Consider the following 17898-nt stretch of genomic DNA (forward strand, 5'->3'; position numbering starts at 1 on the left):
AGCTCATACAAGTTAACTAACTAACGTGGAAAATGGCAGTTTCCCCAGCTTTCCCTTCCGTAGCGTCCGTTTGCTTATACGTACGATTCGTATCCTTGCTATTGGTAATTACAATGGGCGAGATGATATTGCTAGCTTTTGTTTTAATCACTTCTAAATCAAAATCCATTAATGCCTGTCCTACGCTTATCTTGTCTCCTACGTTGACATGGACGGTAAAACCTTCCCCATCTAATGCAACGGTCTCTAGACCTATGTGAATTAATATTTCAGAGCCATCTTCCGATAAAATTCCAATTGCATGTTTTGTCGGTGCCACTTGGATGATTTCACCGTTTACTGGGGCGACAACCTTCCCTTCGGACGGAATCACTGCTGCACCTTCTCCCATCATTTTCTCACTAAAAATAGGATCTGGCACCTCCTCGATAGGAACAACTTTCCCTGTAATCGGTACGAAAATCTGTGCTTTCTGAGACTTCGCTGATTCAATAGATTTATTGAAAAATTTCTTAAACATTCGTTTCTACCTCCACTATAGTTCTATTTTACCCACTTAGCATATCAAAGAGAAACAAAAAGGCATGGGGGAACGAAAGGATTAAAGACTACTATCCTCCAGTTACCACCATGCCTGATCGAATCAGTAACATGTGATCCATGTTTAATTGTTACTTTAATAATAGCACCGCTTCATGTAAAAATCAACAAAAATGTAAACGGTATCACGAGAGGAAGCACGGGGACGGTTCTCTTGCTTCCCTCTACATACGGAAAATAGTGAAAACCATCCTTTTCATAAGATTACTTTGCACCGTAGATTCAGGGTATGATTCTTGCTCTACTGAACTAAGACAATGTCCCTCATCTAGTCCAATTAATCGAGCACTTCTTCTCCGACAATTTGCTTTAAAGAATTTCTACCATAGTAATCAAGTTGCGCCTCTTGCGATTACTTTTTGATAAATTTTAGACAACCACAAATCTAACATTCCTTAAAACAGCTTCATCTGCTCATTACTCTCATTTAAAGCTCTCCCATGTTCGATATAACCCATGGACTTATAACCTTTCTTTCTTTTCTCAAACATTTTCCGGAAAGTTTCTTCACGATGATCTACATAATCGTAGACTTTTACAGCATTTTTACTATCATGAATTCGATGAATCCTGCCTACGTATTGCAGCAGTGTGCCTTCCCAAGATATTGGCATTGCCAAGAATAAGGTATCCAAAACTGCATGGTCAAAACCTTCTCCAATGTATTTCCCTGTAGCAATGATTAATCTTTCCTTATCGTCTGATATAGATTGCAACTTTTTTAACCGGGATTCCTCTTCAGACTTTTTCATACCACCTGTTAAAACAAAAATGTTCTTTGCAAAGCCTGTAAACATCTTCTCAAATTTCTCTACCTGCTCAACTCTTTCGGATAATATAATTGGTGAAGACCCCATCTCTAGCTCTTTCAATACATCATTAAAAATTAACTCATTTCGGTTCTCGTCGTGAATCATTTCCTTATATAGTTCCTGCAAGGTAACATCATTACCGATTCGTTTACTTTTGAATGTTGTCTTTCTGGGAACCAATATATGTTGAAAAGGACGAACTTTAGCTTGGTTTTTTGCACTTATTTTATATCGAATTGGTCCACATTGCATCTTCATTATTGGTTGTAAACCATCTTTCCTTGTAGGTGTTGCAGTCAGTCCATGTACATAGCTTGCTTCCGCTTTTTTTAGAACGTTTTCAAAACTGAAAGCTGAAATATGATGGCATTCATCGACAATAATTTGTCCATAATCCTTAATAACATCTTTTACTATTCCTTTATAGTTGAGACTTTGTATAGTCGCGATATCTATTTGACCATTTGCTTTATTTTTACCTCCCCCAATTTGGCCAATTTTAGCAGCATCTATTTTCAGGAAAATGGACAAACTACCTCTCCATTGATCAATCAATTGTTTGGTATGTACGATTACTAAGGTATTTACTTTCCTTTTTGAAATTAATGAGGCTGCAACTACTGTTTTGCCAAAGCCTGTTGGAGCTGATAATATCCCATTTCTATGATTTAACAGGTTGTTGACTGCATCATCTTGTTGTGCTGTCAACTGCCCATAAAATTCAACATCTATCATATTTGATAAATTTGATTCATCCTTTACTCTTAATTCAACCCCATTTTTTTCCACTACTTCTTTTAATTCTTCCAGACAACCTCTAGGCAAAATGAAATAATCCTCCAAAATATCCGCACAATCAATCACTCGAGGTATATTATAAGTTGATAAACGATTTGCTTCCGCTTTGAAAAAATTTGGATTATTAAACGTAGCTAAACGAATTATTTTATTGAGTAATGAGGGAGGTAAATTAGTTTTTGGTATAATTATTCCATTTTTATAAACAACATTTAATTCTGAAGGCTGTTTTTCACGAACTGCAATAGTTTCACTTTTTCTATTCGTAAATGGGCCAATTTGATTTTTCTTTCCAATAATCTTTTCAACATTTCCCAGCGATAATTTTTTTATTTTTGACAGGTACTCCCACTGGTCAGGATATGGATTAAAATTATAATCTACAAAGATACTATTTCCCGATTCTCTCGGATAACGTTGTAGTGGCAAGGCAATTAAGTTACCAAAGCCACCTTTCGGCAGTGTGTCCTGATTAGGAAACATCCGATCATACGAATCGAAACCTACCTGGTATCTTCTATTGAGTGTGTATGTCAGGAGAAAGTTTCCCAGTTTCCTTGCTGAGTGTGCTGGAATTGCTTCATTAAAAAATATCCAAACATGACCACCATTTCCTGATCGCGATCGTTCAATGCTCGCCGGGACATGCACTGCATTACATGCATCCATAAATGCACGAACGTCTTCTTCCCAATTTGTCTTATCAAAATCCACAGCTAAAAACCAGCAAGTTTCATTTTTCAGCATAGGATACACGCCAATAATTTTCTTACCAGAAAGATGTTCATAAATAACTTTATCGGTAATTGGGAGATAATTTTTGTTTTCTCCTTTTTTAAAAGTGGCAGGAGAATAGCCTGCCTTTCCATTCTCATATTCCCAACGGACTGCGTAGACATCTTCTCTTCCTTTAAATAAATTCCGAAAAAGTTCCAATCTTTCTTTCAATATTTCTTGTTTTCTAGTATTAACAGAAGCCTCTTTGTTTGTTATGGAAGGGACTTGATACTGTTTTAATAATTGTTTTAATCTATAGTTTTCTCCTTTTAACCGTTTACATTCTTCCAGTGCCTCTACAAGTTTTTGTTCAATATCTTCCATTGTAGCCTCCTTGTTGTCAGCTAAGAAAATAGCACTTTGAATACCTAATTTTCATTCTCACCCTAGCTTACCAGAAACATACCTGATTTGAAAAAGGAAATAATTTAATATCGGACCATTACTTATTTGCGAGCTCTATTCCAAGATTTATTTCAACAACTTCCGCCAAAATCCGGGAAGTGACAGGCCCTTAAAAGTCAAACGTAAGATATTGAATTTATAACTTCACCCTGATGATATTACTGGCGAATAATCATTTTTAGTTCTTTTATCCTATTCCAAAAGGAGTTGCATCTATAATAAAAGCAAAATTGATAAGTTCTACTGGGATTGATTAAAGAAGCTAAAGTAAGTCCTTTATTTACAACAAGCTCTTCATAAAAGATCTATTAATTGGATGTTAAAAAAGAATACGTTTCTGCTTGGTGGTTGAGCAGGGCTTCAGATGAGCTAATTTGAATCTTTTCTTGTTCTTACCAGTGGAGGAAGTGGAAGAACGTTAATACTGATACGACCATTCTACTTGTTGACTTAGAAAATGACAGTAGTTAAAAAAGGTAGTCAGACATCCTGAAATATAAGGGAGGAATTTTTTATGCGCTTTTCATAGTCTTTAAGAAAAGCAACAAAACAAAGCTGGGAGTTAAGCCTAAATCATCCATTTTTACAGGGAATTGTCAAAGTTAGTTTACTGCTGGAAACTATCAAAAATTTTATTATGCAGGACATCTATTTACTCTTTATCCCTCACAACCTCACTCTCCTCTAAGAAGCGCATACATGAACTGCCAACAGATTAAATACAAACATTTATTCATATTTAATATAGAAATCCTATTCCTTGTAAAGATGATCCATTACTTTTATGGACAATGATGAAGGAAATCCGCTAATCTGAAACTATATCCAGTCAAATTACGTAATACCATTAATCTCCATAACATAAAAACAAAGCAGTAGGAAAGCAAATGAAAGAGTTATGCTGGATTCCTGAAGCATGGGATTGTCAGTCGGTTCCTATCCCACATCCCTAAACAACAAAAATCTTCACCCCTAAATATCAGCACGTCATTTTTACCCTTTAGGAGGCAAACACAAATGAACAACCAATTAATCGCAGGCAAAACAATAAAGCAATGGAAAAAAGACTATCCGTTACTGGAGAAAATCAGCTCTACCGAGGAAGTATTTTGGAAGAATCCTAGTTACTTATCTTTTGATGATGCGGTACATCACATTTCATTGACGGAGGCGGATGTTAAAAAAGCAGAAGAGAGATTACAACGTTTTGCTTCATATATCGCGGAAGCCTTTCCTGAAACTCGAGAATTAAATGGCATAATCGAGTCCCCAACAGTCGAGATACGAGAAATGAATCGTTGTCTTGAAGAAATGTTTCAGCAAAAAGTAGATGGGAAGCTATTATTGAAATGTGACAATCAGCTTTCTGTTTCTGGTTCGATAAAAGCAAGAGGCGGTATTTATGAAGTTTTAAAACATGCTGAAGATTTAGCTATAGAACATGGAATGATTACGATGGACGACGATTATTCTATCATCAATAGTCAGAAATTCAGAGACTTTTTTTCTCATTATTCAATTGTTGTAGGATCGACAGGTAATTTAGGGCTAAGTATCGGAATTATCGGTGCGAAGCTTGGATTTAATGTTACCGTCCACATGTCAGTCGATGCAAAACAATGGAAAAAGGATTTGCTCCGAAAGAAAGGTGTAACCGTTGTTGAACACACCTCTGATTATGGGAAAGCGGTAGAAGAAGGAAGAAAGCAATCCGATTTAGATGCAAATAGTTATTTTGTGGATGATGAAAATTCGATAAATCTATTTTTAGGATATGCTGTAGCAGCAACAAGATTGAAGAAACAACTGGATGAAATGAATGTGGTCGTGGATCAGGATCATCCACTATTCGTATATCTTCCATGTGGAGTTGGCGGTGGTCCGGGTGGCGTTGCATTTGGGTTGAAAATGATTTTTAAAGATGATGTACATTGCTTTTTCGCTGAACCTACGCATTCACCGTCCATGATGATCGGCCTCATGACAGGTAAACATGACAAAATTTCAGTTCAGGATTTCGGCATCGATAATATTACAGATGCAGATGGACTTGCGGTTGGAAGAGCTTCTGGCTTTGTTGGTAAGACGCTGGAAAATTTAATCAGCGGAAGTTACACAGTAGATGATCAAACATTATATGTTCTACTAACTAGCCTTATAGATACAGAAAATATTCGTCTGGAGCCATCCGCACTTGCTGGCGTTCACGGGCCAGTCCAATTGTTTAAAGAAGAAGAGGGACGAAATTATTTGAAAGATAAAAATTTAACACAAAAAATGGCGAATGCAACACATATAGCTTGGGGAACTGGTGGAAGTATGGTACCTAATGAGGTCATGGAGGCATATTATCAACAGGGGTTAGCGATTAAAAATAAAGATTAGCATTTGTTTTTGAAAATGTTGCTCTTATAATGAGGGAGACAGTCTTAAAGCTTATAACTTTGGGGGACTGTCTCTTTCTAATTGGATAGATGATTGTGGTTGCTTGACATTGGTGTGTGGTCACCCACTATGGTGCAGAGGGCGCATGATAGTGGCGTAATCCCGCTACTCAGTACGACATTTCCGCTCGATAAGAATTGGTCTCGAGAAACCTCACCGTTCCTTCAAAATCAAAAAGTTAACCACCCCATTATGAGATGGTTAACTTTATTAGTTATGGTCAGAGACCGTTCCTTCGTCCTCTAGTCCTTCTTAACTTTCCGATTAATAGATAGTATTTGTTTTCATTGCTCTGCTTGTTTTTCTTCGATATGTGAGCCAATTATTACATTAATCCCCGGTTCGATGACAATCTGACTTATCAACCGTTTCTACTTTAATTCCATTTCCAAGCAATCATCAGCAAGCAGAAATAATTAGATCTACCTTGCTGTTTAAGCAGTGACTAACTACTCTTGGTTAGGTTAATTTACCTTCTATTTTATAATATATTAGCTGATGAAGCACGAGAACCGTCCCCATGCTTCCTATTCCATGCTATAATTTGCAAGTATTAGTTGGCCTGCTTCATTTTCGTAGTATTCAATGGTCATCGGTGTTCCAGGTTCTACAGAAGACCAATCGTCATCCATAAATGCAGTGATTTGCAGTGCGATTGTACTATCTGCAGTTTTCACTTCTATTGTATGGGGGTCTCCCTGTCCATTGTAAGTTGCTTCTTCTTTTACGGTTTCTACATCAGCATTTTCCGACTGATCATCCCCATCTGCTTGTTCTTCTTCAGGTTCAGACGTTGTACCTTGATCATCAGATGCTGAGGAGTCTTCCGTATCTGAGTCCGTCTCTACATCTGCATCTGCATCTGATTCTGTTTCAGGACTATCTTGCACTGCCGACTCCTCCGTTTCATCCACTTCATTTTCTTCTGGTTCACTTTCATCTTGATCAGCAGTCGTTCCACCGCATGCTGTTAAGACTACTAAAAATAGGGCACTAATCAGTATAAAATATAATTTTTTTGCTTTCATATTTCACCTCTCCATAGAATATTAGTCTAATAGACTGTTACAAGATAGTGAATCACTATCATGTTAAAAGTATACCAAATAAAGTTGTCTATCGTCCTATGTTTCCCTAAATGATCCCACTTTCCTTCAATCGTGCATACTCCTTGTCATTGTATTTCAATATACCCTTATACACTTCTTCATTATGTTCACCCAGCTCTGGCCCAGTCCACTCCACCGCACCTGGCGTTTCGCTTAGCTTAGGTACGATACCGGGAATATGTAGTTCACCAAGTTTTTTGTCGGTAATTTTCAGTATCATATCACGCATTTGATAATGGATATCATTAGCTATATCTTCTGCATTATAAATACCACCGGCAGGGACTCCTGCTTCATCAAGCATTTGTGTCAAGGTTTCCAACTCATAGGTTGCTGTCCAATCTGAAATAATGGCATCCAATTCTTCCTGATTCTTTCCTCGTGCATTATGGCTTGAAAATCTATCATCCTCAGATAGCTCTTGCCTATTCATAACTTGGGTCAATCGTTTAAAAATATTATCTGCATTTGCTCCAATCACAATCCATTTGCCACATTTCGTAGGATAATTGTTAGATGGTGCAACGCCCGGTAAGATTGTTCCAGTACGCTCCCTGATTGCGCCAACCTTCATATATTCTGTTAAACTGCTTTCCATCACTGCGAAAACAGATTCATATAATGCCGTATCAACTAATTGCCCTTGTCTGTCCGGCGAACGATCTCGATGATGAAGAGCCATTAGGGCACCAATTACGCCAAACATCGCTGTTAACGAATCACCAATGGAAACACCAACACGAGTAGGCGGCCTGTCAGGATAACCGGTGATGTGTTTGAGCCCACCCATTGCTTCCCCAATACTTCCAAATCCTGCTTTATCCTTGTATGGACCAGTCTGACCAAACCCTGAAATTCGAACCATAATAATGGAAGGATTTATTTCCTTCAACTCTTCATAGCCGAGTCCCCATTTTTCCATTGTACCTGGACGGAAATTTTCTACGATAATATCCGATTCCTTAACAAGCTGTTTTGCTATTTCCTGTCCTTCTTTTCCCTTTAAATTTAAGGTGACACACTTTTTGTTCCTCGCCTGGATTGGCCACCATAAAGATTCACCATTATATTTAGCAGAGCCCCAATTTCGTAAAGGATCACCATTTGTTGGGGATTCTACCTTAATTACTTCTGCTCCAAAGTCTGCCATTAACCTCGAACAGAAAGGGCCTGCAATAAAGGAACCGAATTCCAACACCTTAATATCTTGCAATGGTTTATTTTCTTTCATATTTTTAAATGTCATTATTTTATCTCCCCTCTATTATGCCTGATGCAGATCCGTCGATAGACCTGCTTTCATCACCTGTCCCGGCAGCTTATAGCCCAATACTTTCTCCAGTTTCCTGGCAGCTGCAAGCAATTTATTCAGATCGGGATCAATCGGAATGTTCATCTGATCAAACATATGTGCAACATCTTCCAGTGCCACATTTCCCGTAGCTCCTGGTGCAAATGGGCAACCACCGATTCCACCAAGTGATGCATCAAAACTTCTGATTCCTGCATCATAACCGGCAAGTACGTTTGCCAGTCCCATTCCCCTTGTATTATGAAGATGCAAACTAAGGTCTACATCTGGAAAATCATCTTTCAGCCTTTTTACAAATCGGGAAACCTGTAATGGATTTGCCATGCCGGTGGTATCTGCAAGCATAAACCTGTCCAATCCCTTAGCGGTTAACTTCTTGATAACCTCATGGACTCGGCCCACTTCATACAGCCCTTCAAATGGACAACCGAAAGTCGTAGCTAGACCTACATTTACCTTTTTACCATTCGATTCCATCAGTTGATAGATGTCAGCAATGCCGGTTATCGATTCATCTACTGTTTTATTTACGTTTTTCTTATTATGTGTTTCACTGACAGAAACGACAACATTTACTTCATCCACATTTGACTCCAATGCAAATTCTGCACCTTTTACATTAGGAATGAGTGCAATAATACTGACATTCTCGCGATGAAGGTGTTCGATTACCTTTTTCGCGTCCTTCAATTGAGGAACCGCTCTCGGGGAAACGAATGAAGTTGCTTCGATTCGCCTCACTCCAGCTGCGATTATTTCATTGATAATACTGATTTTATCCTCTGTTTCAACCCAATCTTCCATCTGAAAACCATCTCTGCCTGTAACATCGGTAAGAAGTACGTTTCCATTATCCAACATATTCATCTCCTCCAATCATCATAAAAATAAGTTTGGTAAGAATGTAACGAGTGATGGGAAAATAATGAGTATGACCAGTAATACCATAATTGGAATGATGTAAGGTACGACACCTCTGACCAATTCAATGTACGGTAAGTTCCCGACTCTTGTGATGGCAAACAAAACCATGCCAAAAGGCGGCGTTATCTCACCAATCATCAATGCTACAATCATGATTATTCCAAAATGCATCGGATCCCCGCCCACTTCCATAATCAGTGGTACTAATACTGGCGTTGCAATGGCGATGGAAACAATCGATGATAGAAACATTCCCAATAAAAGCAGAAATACGAGACATAGCCCCATCACAATATAGTAGTTTTCTGTGATTGTCGTTATTGTATTGGCAAACGTAACCGGAACACGCTCCCGTATAAGAATCCATGCGAATATATTTGCTACTCCAAGTATAATCATGATTACAGCGCTATCACGCATCGTCTCTTTAAAAATTTTATAGAGATGTGGCAGTGTAATGGTACGATAGATGATAGTTGACAAAATGATTGCATATAAAGCTCCAACGGCCGCTGCTTCAGTCGCAGTAAATACGCCTGTCAGAACACCACCAATTAAAATAACAGGTGTCAATACAGGCAAAAAGGCCTTTTTGGCAGTACGGGCAATTTTTCCGAGAGATGCCTTGTCTTCGGTAGGGAAATTATTTCTTGTTGCCTGAATCGCCACAAAAATACTTAACGCAGTAGCCATCAATATCCCAGGAATAATCCCTGCAACTAACAACTTATTTACAGACACCCCCGCAATGATTGCATAGAGTACAACAGGAATACTTGGTGGTATGATCGGTCCAATTAAAGAAGAAGCCGCCGTAATACTTGCAGAAAATTTCCTCGGATAATTAGCATCGTTCATTGCTTTGATCTCAACCGAACCCAGCCCTGCAGCATCCGCAGTTGCCGATCCGCTCATCCCGGCAAAAATGACACTTGCCAAAATATTTACTTGGCCCATTCCACCCTTCAGATGCCCTACCAACGCTTTGGCAAAATCAAATAAACGCGTCGTCACATTGGATTCATTCATTACTTTTCCAACCAACAGGAATAAAGGGATTGCCAGTAACGTAAAACTATCCAATCCAAAAACAGTACGTTGAGCAATCAAAACGTCAGGAATTTCAAAAAGCCCTCGATCTAACAGAAAATATGTAAGTGAAGCAATACCCATTGAAAAAACGGCGGGAATACCGATTATAAGAGCGACTACGAGTGTCAGCAGCATAATCACCATGATCATTTGACATCACCGCCTTCGTTATTTCTGAAATCCAATATGTAACGTACAAGCTGATGTCCAAAAAATACTAACATGAGCAACGAACTTACAAACAACGCCAAGTATAGGACACCTTGAGAAATCGGAACCATCGTTAATGGAATATGCCAGCGATCGATTGTCATTCTTATGCTTCCTGTCAAAAAACTGAATGCCACGAGCGCAGAAAGAACCGTCGTAAAAAAGTAAAATCCCACCTGTGCTCGGTACGGCCATTTTTTTACCAAACCATCGATCAAATCCACGCGTAAATGATCTTTGTGTTTCACTGCAAGCACTGCACCAAGCAACACGGACCACAAATTTAAATATCTTGAGGCTTCTTCACTCCAAGTTAGTGGCATGCTCAACACAAATCGGAAGAACACTTGCATGATCACCACAATAAAAAATAAGATAAATAAGATTGTTGCTATATGTTCAATCAAAAATGCTATGGCTGCCAACGCTCTCTTATAAAGATTTAATAGCATGCACTCCATCCCTCCAGATCACCAAAGTTTAAAACAGCTTTTTCTATTAATCTCCCATTATTTTTTGGACTTCTTCATATACATCGGGAGCTAATTCATTTTGGGTAATTTTCTCAATCGCCGGTTGTGCTTTTTCTCTCAATTCTTCTTGGTCAACATAAACAATTTCCATTCCATTTGCTTCGATTTCTTCCAAGAATGCTTCATTACTTTCAGAAACGATTTCATCCGCATATGCGAGCGTTTCGTCAATCGCCTGTGCGACGATTTCCTGTTGCTCTTGAGTTAGCTTATTCTCCCATGTATCCTCACTGATAACCCATTGCTGGAACAGTTGAATATGTTCGGTTTTCATTAGGTATTTCTGATAATCCCACATTTGCCGTCCGGCGATGTTTGTAAGAAAATTTTCCTGAGCGTCCACCGTGCCAGTCTGTAATGCCGTTACAATTTCTGTAGCTGCAATTGGTGTCGGAAGTGCTCCCAGTTCTGCCCACACATTCACCCACCATTCAATTTCCGGCATTCTTATTTTCAGACCTTGTAATTCTTCAATGTTTGAAAAGGGGACATTCGATGTTGTCCAACGTGCACCATAACCATGCAGACCCATTGGGATAATTCCACCCTTTTCTCTGCTGATTCTTTTGATTTCATCCCCGACTTCACCGTCCATAAATTCCCTCATAGAATCAAGATCCTCAAACAAAAAAGGAATAGAAATTGCATTATATTCGGGGTAATATAATTCAGCCTGCAATACACTGTAGCCAAGATCAATCTCCCCCATATTCATTTGCTCTAAAGCCTCCCGCTCTCCACCTAACTGACCAGCCATAAAAAATTCAATTTCAATCGACTCGTCACTCAATTCAGTTATTTTATCACCGAAAAAGTCCTTTATATCCTTATCGATTCCTGAATCATCCATCGTCGTGGCAAATACGAGCGATAACGTATCATCTTTTGAACTTGCTACAGGGCTTTCGCATGCCGCAACAACCAAAGCGATGGCAGCTAACAAAAAAATTAGATTATATTTCATCATTTAAGCCTCCATTAAAATAAAATCGCCAATTTTCGACAAATGCAAATTAAAAAGAGCATACCATAATTAGATAATTTAGTAAACAACAATTTTACGAACTGTCAGAATTCAGAGCGGAAGCATGGGGACGGTTCTTTTGCTTCCATTTATGATGGAAAAAAATAGTACAAAGCAGCCTTCTATTTAGGTTACTTTGCACAGCTAGAAGCATGAGAACCGTCCCCGTGCTTCTTACTTATTTTTCCCACATTTATGATATATTGTTTCCTATGTTGGGGTGTATGCTAGTGATATCACTTGGAATCTAGTTAAGATGATTGCAGTGAAAGAATAATTGAAAGTCGGTGAAAGCATTGGAATTGTTAACGATCAATGGGCTAAGCTATATTGTCGATGTTTCCAAAGACACGTTGTCAGAGTGGATGGAAGATTTTAATGTTTACATCCCGAAAACAGTAGAGAAAAATGTCACTTATTACCATCCAGAAGCGATTGATGTGTTAAAGTTTATTAAAAAATGTAAATCCCAGGATTATCAAAACGGTCAGATCACAGAAATGTTAGCAAATCGAAATGTACCAGTTCCATCAAACAGCTCACTAGAGGAAATTCAACATTCAATAGATGAAGGATGTCAAAAGGAAAATATTTTAACGCTCATGCAAACCATAGGAAAAACCGTTTCGAATGTGGCGAGCCAGGAAAAAACAATACAAGCATTACAGCAAATTCAGCGTGAACAAAACAGAAAAATTCGGCTATTGGAAGAACAAACAAATGAGCTAAATCAAGAAATAGAAGCACTAAAACAACAGGAGACAACTACATCCATATATGAAATAAAGAAAAAATCATTCGCTAATTTATTTAAGAATTCTGTTCATGATAGAAGAATAAGATAGGAACAGGGATTGTATCACAGTCATCGAAGGAGGAAATTGCTTACGGTGACTGTGGTCAATTCCAAAATTTTGTGGAATAATATGATACACCTCACCCCACGTCCTGGTCCCTGTTCCGGCAGCTTCCAACTCAACTAACGGGCATTCTCATCCATATGTGCAAATCCTGCATCCGTATTCACTTCACCAACTATTTTATCCTCCATAATATCTTCCCCGCTCAACCAGGCAGCGAAATCAAATTCAACTGGCTCCCGGTCTCCACCAAGTGCGATCCAAGCCTTTCTCTCCTTGGGAAAATAAGCGGATGTATGTAGTGTTCCTGACCAGCTTTTATAATTATCCACAAATACCCCTTTATCCGTATCATTCAAAAGTCGAAAAGCCTTATATGCATCTGTCGCTTGACCTTCTTGCTTTCGAATCGCGTTCAATCGCTCCTGTGATTCATCGATATACCGACGATTTTCGTGTTGCATCACTTCAAAATGATTCGTACATACGTTGGCCCGATTTACTTTCACAGACCTGGGAGTCGCTTCCAGCACATATGTTTCTTCCTTTTTATCGAGTACAATATAGCTAAATGACGTCCGGTGTGGAATTTCCTTCACAAGCGCAATGGCTTCCTCCACGTTGGCACATGTTTCCAAAATAATTCTTCCAATCATATGGCAAATGAACCCGTCACCTGGATCCTTCCGATTGATAAAATTATAGCCCATCACAAGTCCCTTTTCATTCATGCCATCCATCCGACCAGTAATTCGCTGTGACGGCCCAACAACCGCATAGCCTCCGTTCGCCGGCTGGAAAAAATTATAGCGCCCTTCATACGTCTTCGGATGATAATCATAATTGCGAATCATGTAATCCTTCCCTGTTAAAATCGAACAGCCACTGTACACTGGCTGAACCCGATAATTTCCGAAATCACGCAAAATAATATCCATCGGTTGCTCGAGTGCATCTCGCAATCCTTCAAGCTCCTCCCAGATTCCGGGTGCAAACCGCATAAATGCACTTCTAGCTTCCCTTTCATCGATTGTAAAGCGTGGCCTTCTTAACTTCCAATGGCGATGCCTATTTTTAATAATTAAAGAATCCTTCAAACTCTCCCCTTGCATAAATCCGTAATCATAGTGATTCCCTCGAAATTGAATAATGTCACTGTATACCTGCCGCATCATGATCATCCTTTTTTGTTTTAATACGAATCGATTATTTCAAAAATAAAGCAACAAACCAAGCATATCGGAAATCATCGTTAAAATCGAATGGAGGATTGTTTAACATTTAAACTTCATTATGGAAATACACAGATGATGTTCAACGCTTAGTTTGTCTTTTTACAATAAAAATAATCTATTCGAGCCCGGTATCCAAACAATAAAAATTGATAACAAGAAAGATGAAATTCCCATGGTAAAAAACTTTCTCCAGATTCTACGGAAGCAATTAAATCGGGCTAAAAAGGAGCACGAGAACCGTCCCTATGCTTCTCCGAAATCTTTATTATACCGATATGCCAAAATAACCGGATTAACTCCTTCCTTTCTTAGGAAGGAATTAATCCAGTCTTACTTACTTTATTCCTACCCAAGCAGAAAATGCATGAGTACGGTTGTCACTGACACGAGGACACCGGAGATCAGTACGAATAGAAGTGTCTTTTTATATACTTCGGACTCTCTTCCTTGCGCGTTCGCCGTGCTTGTTCCCAGTACAATATTAGAAGGGGAAATCACATTACCTATCGCCCCACCTGCAGACTGTGCAGCTATTACGAGCGGCAGCGATAAATTGTCCATCGAGTTCACTACAGATCCGTGCAATGGTGAGAACAGCACGTTGGACGACGTGTTGGATGATGTCATAAATGAGCCGATAATCCCGATCACGTTTGCCAAGGCCAGATATACAGCTGGTGGCGATACTTCCGCAATTCCAAGCGCCAGTACATTTGTCTGTCCGGAATTTTCCATAATCATTGTCATCGTCAGAAAACCTGTTATTGCAATGGATGCTCCAAAGGCATTGTCCTTCATTTCAGAGAAAACATTTTTAGTCGTATTCTCATGATGCAACCCTAAGTACTTATACCAAAAGTGTGCAAAAAGAAAGGATACAAGTAAATAGAAACCTGGATGTGTAAACGGTGCAATTGGAGAATAAGACGCTTCTGCTTCCATTTCAAACCCATATCCAGTTTCTACCGCTGGAAAGGAGAAGCCGAATTCAAACTGGTCCAGAAAGCTTTGTATTGGTTGGATACCAAGAAATACAATACTCAATACCGACAAAACATAGTACGGCATGAAAGCTTGGTGAAGCGATATGTCCGGCTTTTCCTTCGACTCTGATTCCTTTTCTTCGATAATATCCGTTTCCTTTTCCAGTTCTGTCTTTTCACTATATCGCTTCATTTTAGATAGCAGGAAAAGTGCTCCTACGGCAATAATAGTAGGTATAAACGTACTAAGTTCAGGATTAAATGCTACTAATGCAAGTTGACCTCCACCGTGAATTAGCGATATGACTATTACAGCCAGAAAGCCTTCTTTTATACCTTTCCACCTTGCGAACACCCAGCAAATCATGAACCCGGCGATTATATTGGGAATCCACAATAGAATCCCAGTGTAAAGAAGTGTAGCAGTCGTGTTCTCAATCTCCACTGCATTAACCGTGGCAATCCACCCAACACCAAGTGTACCGAACATATTCGCCCAGGCATGACCAATTAATGGAATAACAACGGCAGCAATCGGTTTCACACCCAATCCGACCAAGAGTGGAGCTACTACCGCGATTGGCACACCAAACCCGGCCACACCTTGCAGGAAGGATGCAAACACCCAGCCAAAGCCAAGGACAAGAAACAAATAGTTTTGACTATGCTCCTGTATTTCCTCCCGTATGACTTCAAATGCACCAGCTTCTTCTGTCGCATGGTACAGCATTAATGCAAACCATACGACCAACAGGATGAAAAAGGCTTCCCAAAGTCCTTTTCCAAACCCGACTGCAAGGTTATCCAAAGGCGCTTCAAACATAAAGAAACCGATTAACGTAGCAACAGCCATCGCTATCCAGCCTGATGTGCCACCAGACCATTTGAAACCAACTAGCATAACTAATAGCAGGATCAATGGCAGCATGGCCAAAGACCAATGTAATAAATCTACAGGTAGATTATTCTCCATTAACAATTTCCTCCATTCCAGCATTTTCTCAAAACGTACTTACCAAGCTAGTGCAATACCGTCACCACGCGGATCTGCGCCAGCACGATATACCCCGCTTTCACTGTCAATGATTATCCCTTGTGCATGTCCCATCGTTTGGGAGTAGTCTTCAACGACCTCAACCTCATGGCCACGTTTTTTCAAATCATCGATGATTTCATGGGATATCCTAGCCTCTACCTTTAGTGTCGAGCTGTCTTCACCCCACGTTTTCCCGTAGAGCCAGCGAGGTGCTTCAATAGCCTGTTGAATGTTATAGCCAAAATCGATCACCTTCGTCAGCATCGCACATTGGGTTTGCGGCTGACCTTCTCCACCCATGGAACCAAATAACATATATGGCTTCTTATCTTTCATTGCCATGGCGGGAATGATTGTATGAAATGTACGCTTGTTCGGTTCCAGGCAATTTGGATGCTTGTATTCCAAGCTAAAATAAGTCCCTCGATTTTGCAGGAAGAACCCGCAATCCTCTGGGATAAAAGCCGATCCGAATTCATGGAATATACTTTGAATCAGAGAAATACTGTTCCCTTCCCCATCAACGACACTGAGGAAGGCAGTGTCTCTGCTTCCTTTTATAGAAGGAAGTTCATCCAAATCTTCTTCCCGAAGAACATGATCCCAGGAAAAATGCTCTTTAACCTCTGCTGAAAAACTTTTGGAAAGAAGTTGATTGTAGGGTATTTGAATAGAATTAGGGTCTGTCACCCATTCATCTCTAAAGCGAAAGTTTAGCTTGCTTGTCTCAGCAAGCAGATGATAGTAATCTGCTGTACCATCTTTTATCGAGGTCATATCGTATTTTTCCAGCATATTTAACATCATTAATACAGCAATTCCCTGCGTATTCGGTTTTACTTGATAGATTTCGTAACCTCTATAATTCGTCGAAATTGGTTTGTCCCATACTGACTTGTGATTGGCGAAGTCTTCTTTGATCAGTAAACCATCATGCTTTTCCATGGAAGCGATGATTTTATCAGTAATCTCTCCTTGATAAAAGGCATCCCTGCCACTTTCGGAAATCTGCTTGAAAGCCCACGCCAAATCGGGTTGCACGAAAAGTTCTCCTGCTTGAATTAGACGCCTATTTTTGAAAAATAGTTTTTTCGTTTCCGGGTATTCCCTTAACAAATCAGCTTTTTCCTCAACAAAACCACTTACCTTTTCAGTAATCGGAAATCCGCTCTCAGCATAATGGATAGCATCTTCAAACAGCTTCGACCATTCCAGTTTTCCATATTGCTGATGAAGCGCCCACCATGCATCCACAGTTCCAGGAACCGTATTCGCGGCTAAAGGGCCACGTTCCGGAATTTCTTCAAGCCCTTTTTGTTTGTACACATCCCTGGTCACCTGACTTCCAGATTTTCCGCTACCGTTTAAAGACCTAACTTCCTCTTCCTGTTCATCCCAAACTAATGCGAATAAATCACCACCAAGCCCAGCCATATGCGGGATTACCACACAAAGGACAGAATTAACGGCAATAGCAGCTTCAACCGCATGCCCCCCCTGATCCAATATCCGCTTCCCGGTTTGCGTAGCTAAATAATGCGGCGACGTAACTGCCCCATTCTTCCCTTCCATTACCGGTCTGCCTGTTTCCAGAAAAGAGTTATTTTTACCCAAAAATATACCTCCTAATTTTTTAATGTGAGTTATCTACTATTTCTCCTTCCCAGTTTGTTTGGTAGGTAAACTAGGAAAGTAAAGGCGGAAGGTTCTAGTGCTTTGATGAAAGCACTAGAATCTTCCGAG

At 39.6% G+C, this 17898-nt stretch carries 13 protein-coding genes; 2 read left to right on the forward strand and 11 right to left on the reverse strand.

Annotated features, from left to right (window positions below):
• Positions 1 to 16 precede the first annotated feature (16 nt).
• Both MN204_RS07600 and MN204_RS07605 read right to left on the reverse strand, forming a co-directional pair.
• Positions 17 to 520, reverse strand: coding sequence for a PTS sugar transporter subunit IIA (locus MN204_RS07600; RefSeq protein WP_249870501.1), 504 nt, complete (start codon positions 518 to 520; stop codon positions 17 to 19).
• 475 nt (positions 521 to 995) lie between these two features.
• Positions 996 to 3311, reverse strand: a complete 2316-nt coding sequence (locus MN204_RS07605; RefSeq protein WP_249870502.1) for a TOTE conflict system archaeo-eukaryotic primase domain-containing protein — start codon at positions 3309 to 3311, stop codon at positions 996 to 998.
• Between the two features lie 1098 nt (positions 3312 to 4409).
• On the opposite strand from MN204_RS07605, the gene dsdA reads away from it, so the two are divergent.
• Positions 4410 to 5777 (forward strand): D-serine ammonia-lyase, encoded by a 1368-nt coding sequence (gene dsdA / locus MN204_RS07610; protein ID WP_249870503.1) that lies wholly within the window; start codon positions 4410 to 4412, stop codon positions 5775 to 5777.
• 587 nt (positions 5778 to 6364) lie between these two features.
• Here the strand turns inward: dsdA and MN204_RS07615 are convergent.
• The 6 genes from MN204_RS07615 to MN204_RS07640 all read right to left on the reverse strand — a co-directional run bounded on the left by MN204_RS07615 (position 6365) and on the right by MN204_RS07640 (position 11981).
• A complete protein-coding gene (locus tag MN204_RS07615) occupies positions 6365 to 6865 on the reverse strand; it encodes a LytA/YqiH family protein (protein ID WP_249870504.1) in 501 nt (166 codons plus the stop codon).
• A gap of 106 nt (positions 6866 to 6971) precedes the next feature.
• Positions 6972 to 8192: a CaiB/BaiF CoA transferase family protein gene (locus MN204_RS07620; protein ID WP_438804692.1), complete on the reverse strand. Its 1221-nt coding sequence runs from the start codon at positions 8190 to 8192 to the stop codon at positions 6972 to 6974.
• An 18-nt stretch (positions 8193 to 8210) separates the two neighbouring features.
• Complete coding sequence (locus MN204_RS07625; protein ID WP_249870505.1) at positions 8211 to 9119, reverse strand: hydroxymethylglutaryl-CoA lyase; 909 nt, start codon at positions 9117 to 9119, stop codon at positions 8211 to 8213.
• Positions 9120 to 9137: 18 nt separating this feature from the next.
• Positions 9138 to 10424 (reverse strand): TRAP transporter large permease, encoded by a 1287-nt coding sequence (locus MN204_RS07630; protein ID WP_249870506.1) that lies wholly within the window; start codon positions 10422 to 10424, stop codon positions 9138 to 9140.
• Positions 10421 to 10936, reverse strand: coding sequence for a TRAP transporter small permease (locus MN204_RS07635; protein WP_249870507.1), 516 nt, complete (start codon positions 10934 to 10936; stop codon positions 10421 to 10423). The genes MN204_RS07630 and MN204_RS07635 overlap by 4 nt, the downstream gene beginning before the upstream one ends.
• A gap of 46 nt (positions 10937 to 10982) precedes the next feature.
• The gene (locus MN204_RS07640) at positions 10983 to 11981 is read right to left on the reverse strand and encodes a TRAP transporter substrate-binding protein (RefSeq protein WP_249870508.1); all 999 of its coding nucleotides are present in this window, start codon (positions 11979 to 11981) and stop codon (positions 10983 to 10985) included.
• A 356-nt stretch (positions 11982 to 12337) separates the two neighbouring features.
• Here MN204_RS07640 and MN204_RS07645 point away from each other — a divergent pair, with 356 nt between their 5' ends.
• Positions 12338 to 12886 carry a MerR family transcriptional regulator gene (locus MN204_RS07645; protein WP_249870509.1) on the forward strand — a complete coding sequence of 183 codons (549 nt, stop codon included), beginning with the start codon at positions 12338 to 12340 and terminating at the stop codon, positions 12884 to 12886.
• A gap of 134 nt (positions 12887 to 13020) precedes the next feature.
• On the opposite strand, the gene MN204_RS07650 is transcribed toward MN204_RS07645, so the two are convergent.
• From MN204_RS07650 to ggt, 3 genes are all read right to left on the reverse strand, one after another.
• Positions 13021 to 14073 carry a C45 family autoproteolytic acyltransferase/hydrolase gene (locus tag MN204_RS07650; protein WP_249870510.1) on the reverse strand — a complete coding sequence of 351 codons (1053 nt, stop codon included), beginning with the start codon at positions 14071 to 14073 and terminating at the stop codon, positions 13021 to 13023.
• Between the two features lie 408 nt (positions 14074 to 14481).
• Positions 14482 to 16092, reverse strand: coding sequence for an L-lactate permease (locus MN204_RS07655; RefSeq protein WP_249870511.1), 1611 nt, complete (start codon positions 16090 to 16092; stop codon positions 14482 to 14484).
• Between the two features lie 39 nt (positions 16093 to 16131).
• Entirely contained in the window at positions 16132 to 17769 is a 1638-nt protein-coding gene (gene ggt / locus MN204_RS07660; protein ID WP_249870512.1) for a gamma-glutamyltransferase, read from the reverse strand.
• Positions 17770 to 17898: the final 129 nt, after the last annotated feature.

The organism is Oceanobacillus saliphilus, assembly GCF_023522835.1.
GTDB lineage: Bacteria > Bacillota > Bacilli > Bacillales > Amphibacillaceae > Oceanobacillus > Oceanobacillus saliphilus.

Bases quoted from the DNA above. Each gene is read 5' to 3' on its own strand.
- MN204_RS07640 (WP_249870508.1), bottom strand. From the start codon at position 11,981: ATGAAATATAATCTAATTTTTTTGTTAGCTGCCATCGCTTTGGTTGTT.
- MN204_RS07655 (WP_249870511.1), bottom strand. From the start codon at position 16,092: ATGGAGAATAATCTACCTGTAGATTTATTACATTGGTCTTTGGCCATG.
- MN204_RS07620 (WP_438804692.1), bottom strand. From the start codon at position 8,192: ATGACATTTAAAAATATGAAAGAAAATAAACCATTGCAAGATATTAAG.
- MN204_RS07600 (WP_249870501.1), bottom strand. From the start codon at position 520: ATGTTTAAGAAATTTTTCAATAAATCTATTGAATCAGCGAAGTCTCAG.
- MN204_RS07605 (WP_249870502.1), bottom strand. From the start codon at position 3,311: ATGGAAGATATTGAACAAAAACTTGTAGAGGCACTGGAAGAATGTAAA.
- MN204_RS07635 (WP_249870507.1), bottom strand. From the start codon at position 10,936: ATGCTATTAAATCTTTATAAGAGAGCGTTGGCAGCCATAGCATTTTTG.
- MN204_RS07650 (WP_249870510.1), bottom strand. From the start codon at position 14,073: ATGCGGCAGGTATACAGTGACATTATTCAATTTCGAGGGAATCACTAT.
- dsdA (WP_249870503.1), top strand. From the start codon at position 4,410: ATGAACAACCAATTAATCGCAGGCAAAACAATAAAGCAATGGAAAAAA.
- MN204_RS07615 (WP_249870504.1), bottom strand. From the start codon at position 6,865: ATGAAAGCAAAAAAATTATATTTTATACTGATTAGTGCCCTATTTTTA.
- MN204_RS07630 (WP_249870506.1), bottom strand. From the start codon at position 10,424: ATGATCATGGTGATTATGCTGCTGACACTCGTAGTCGCTCTTATAATC.
- MN204_RS07625 (WP_249870505.1), bottom strand. From the start codon at position 9,119: ATGTTGGATAATGGAAACGTACTTCTTACCGATGTTACAGGCAGAGAT.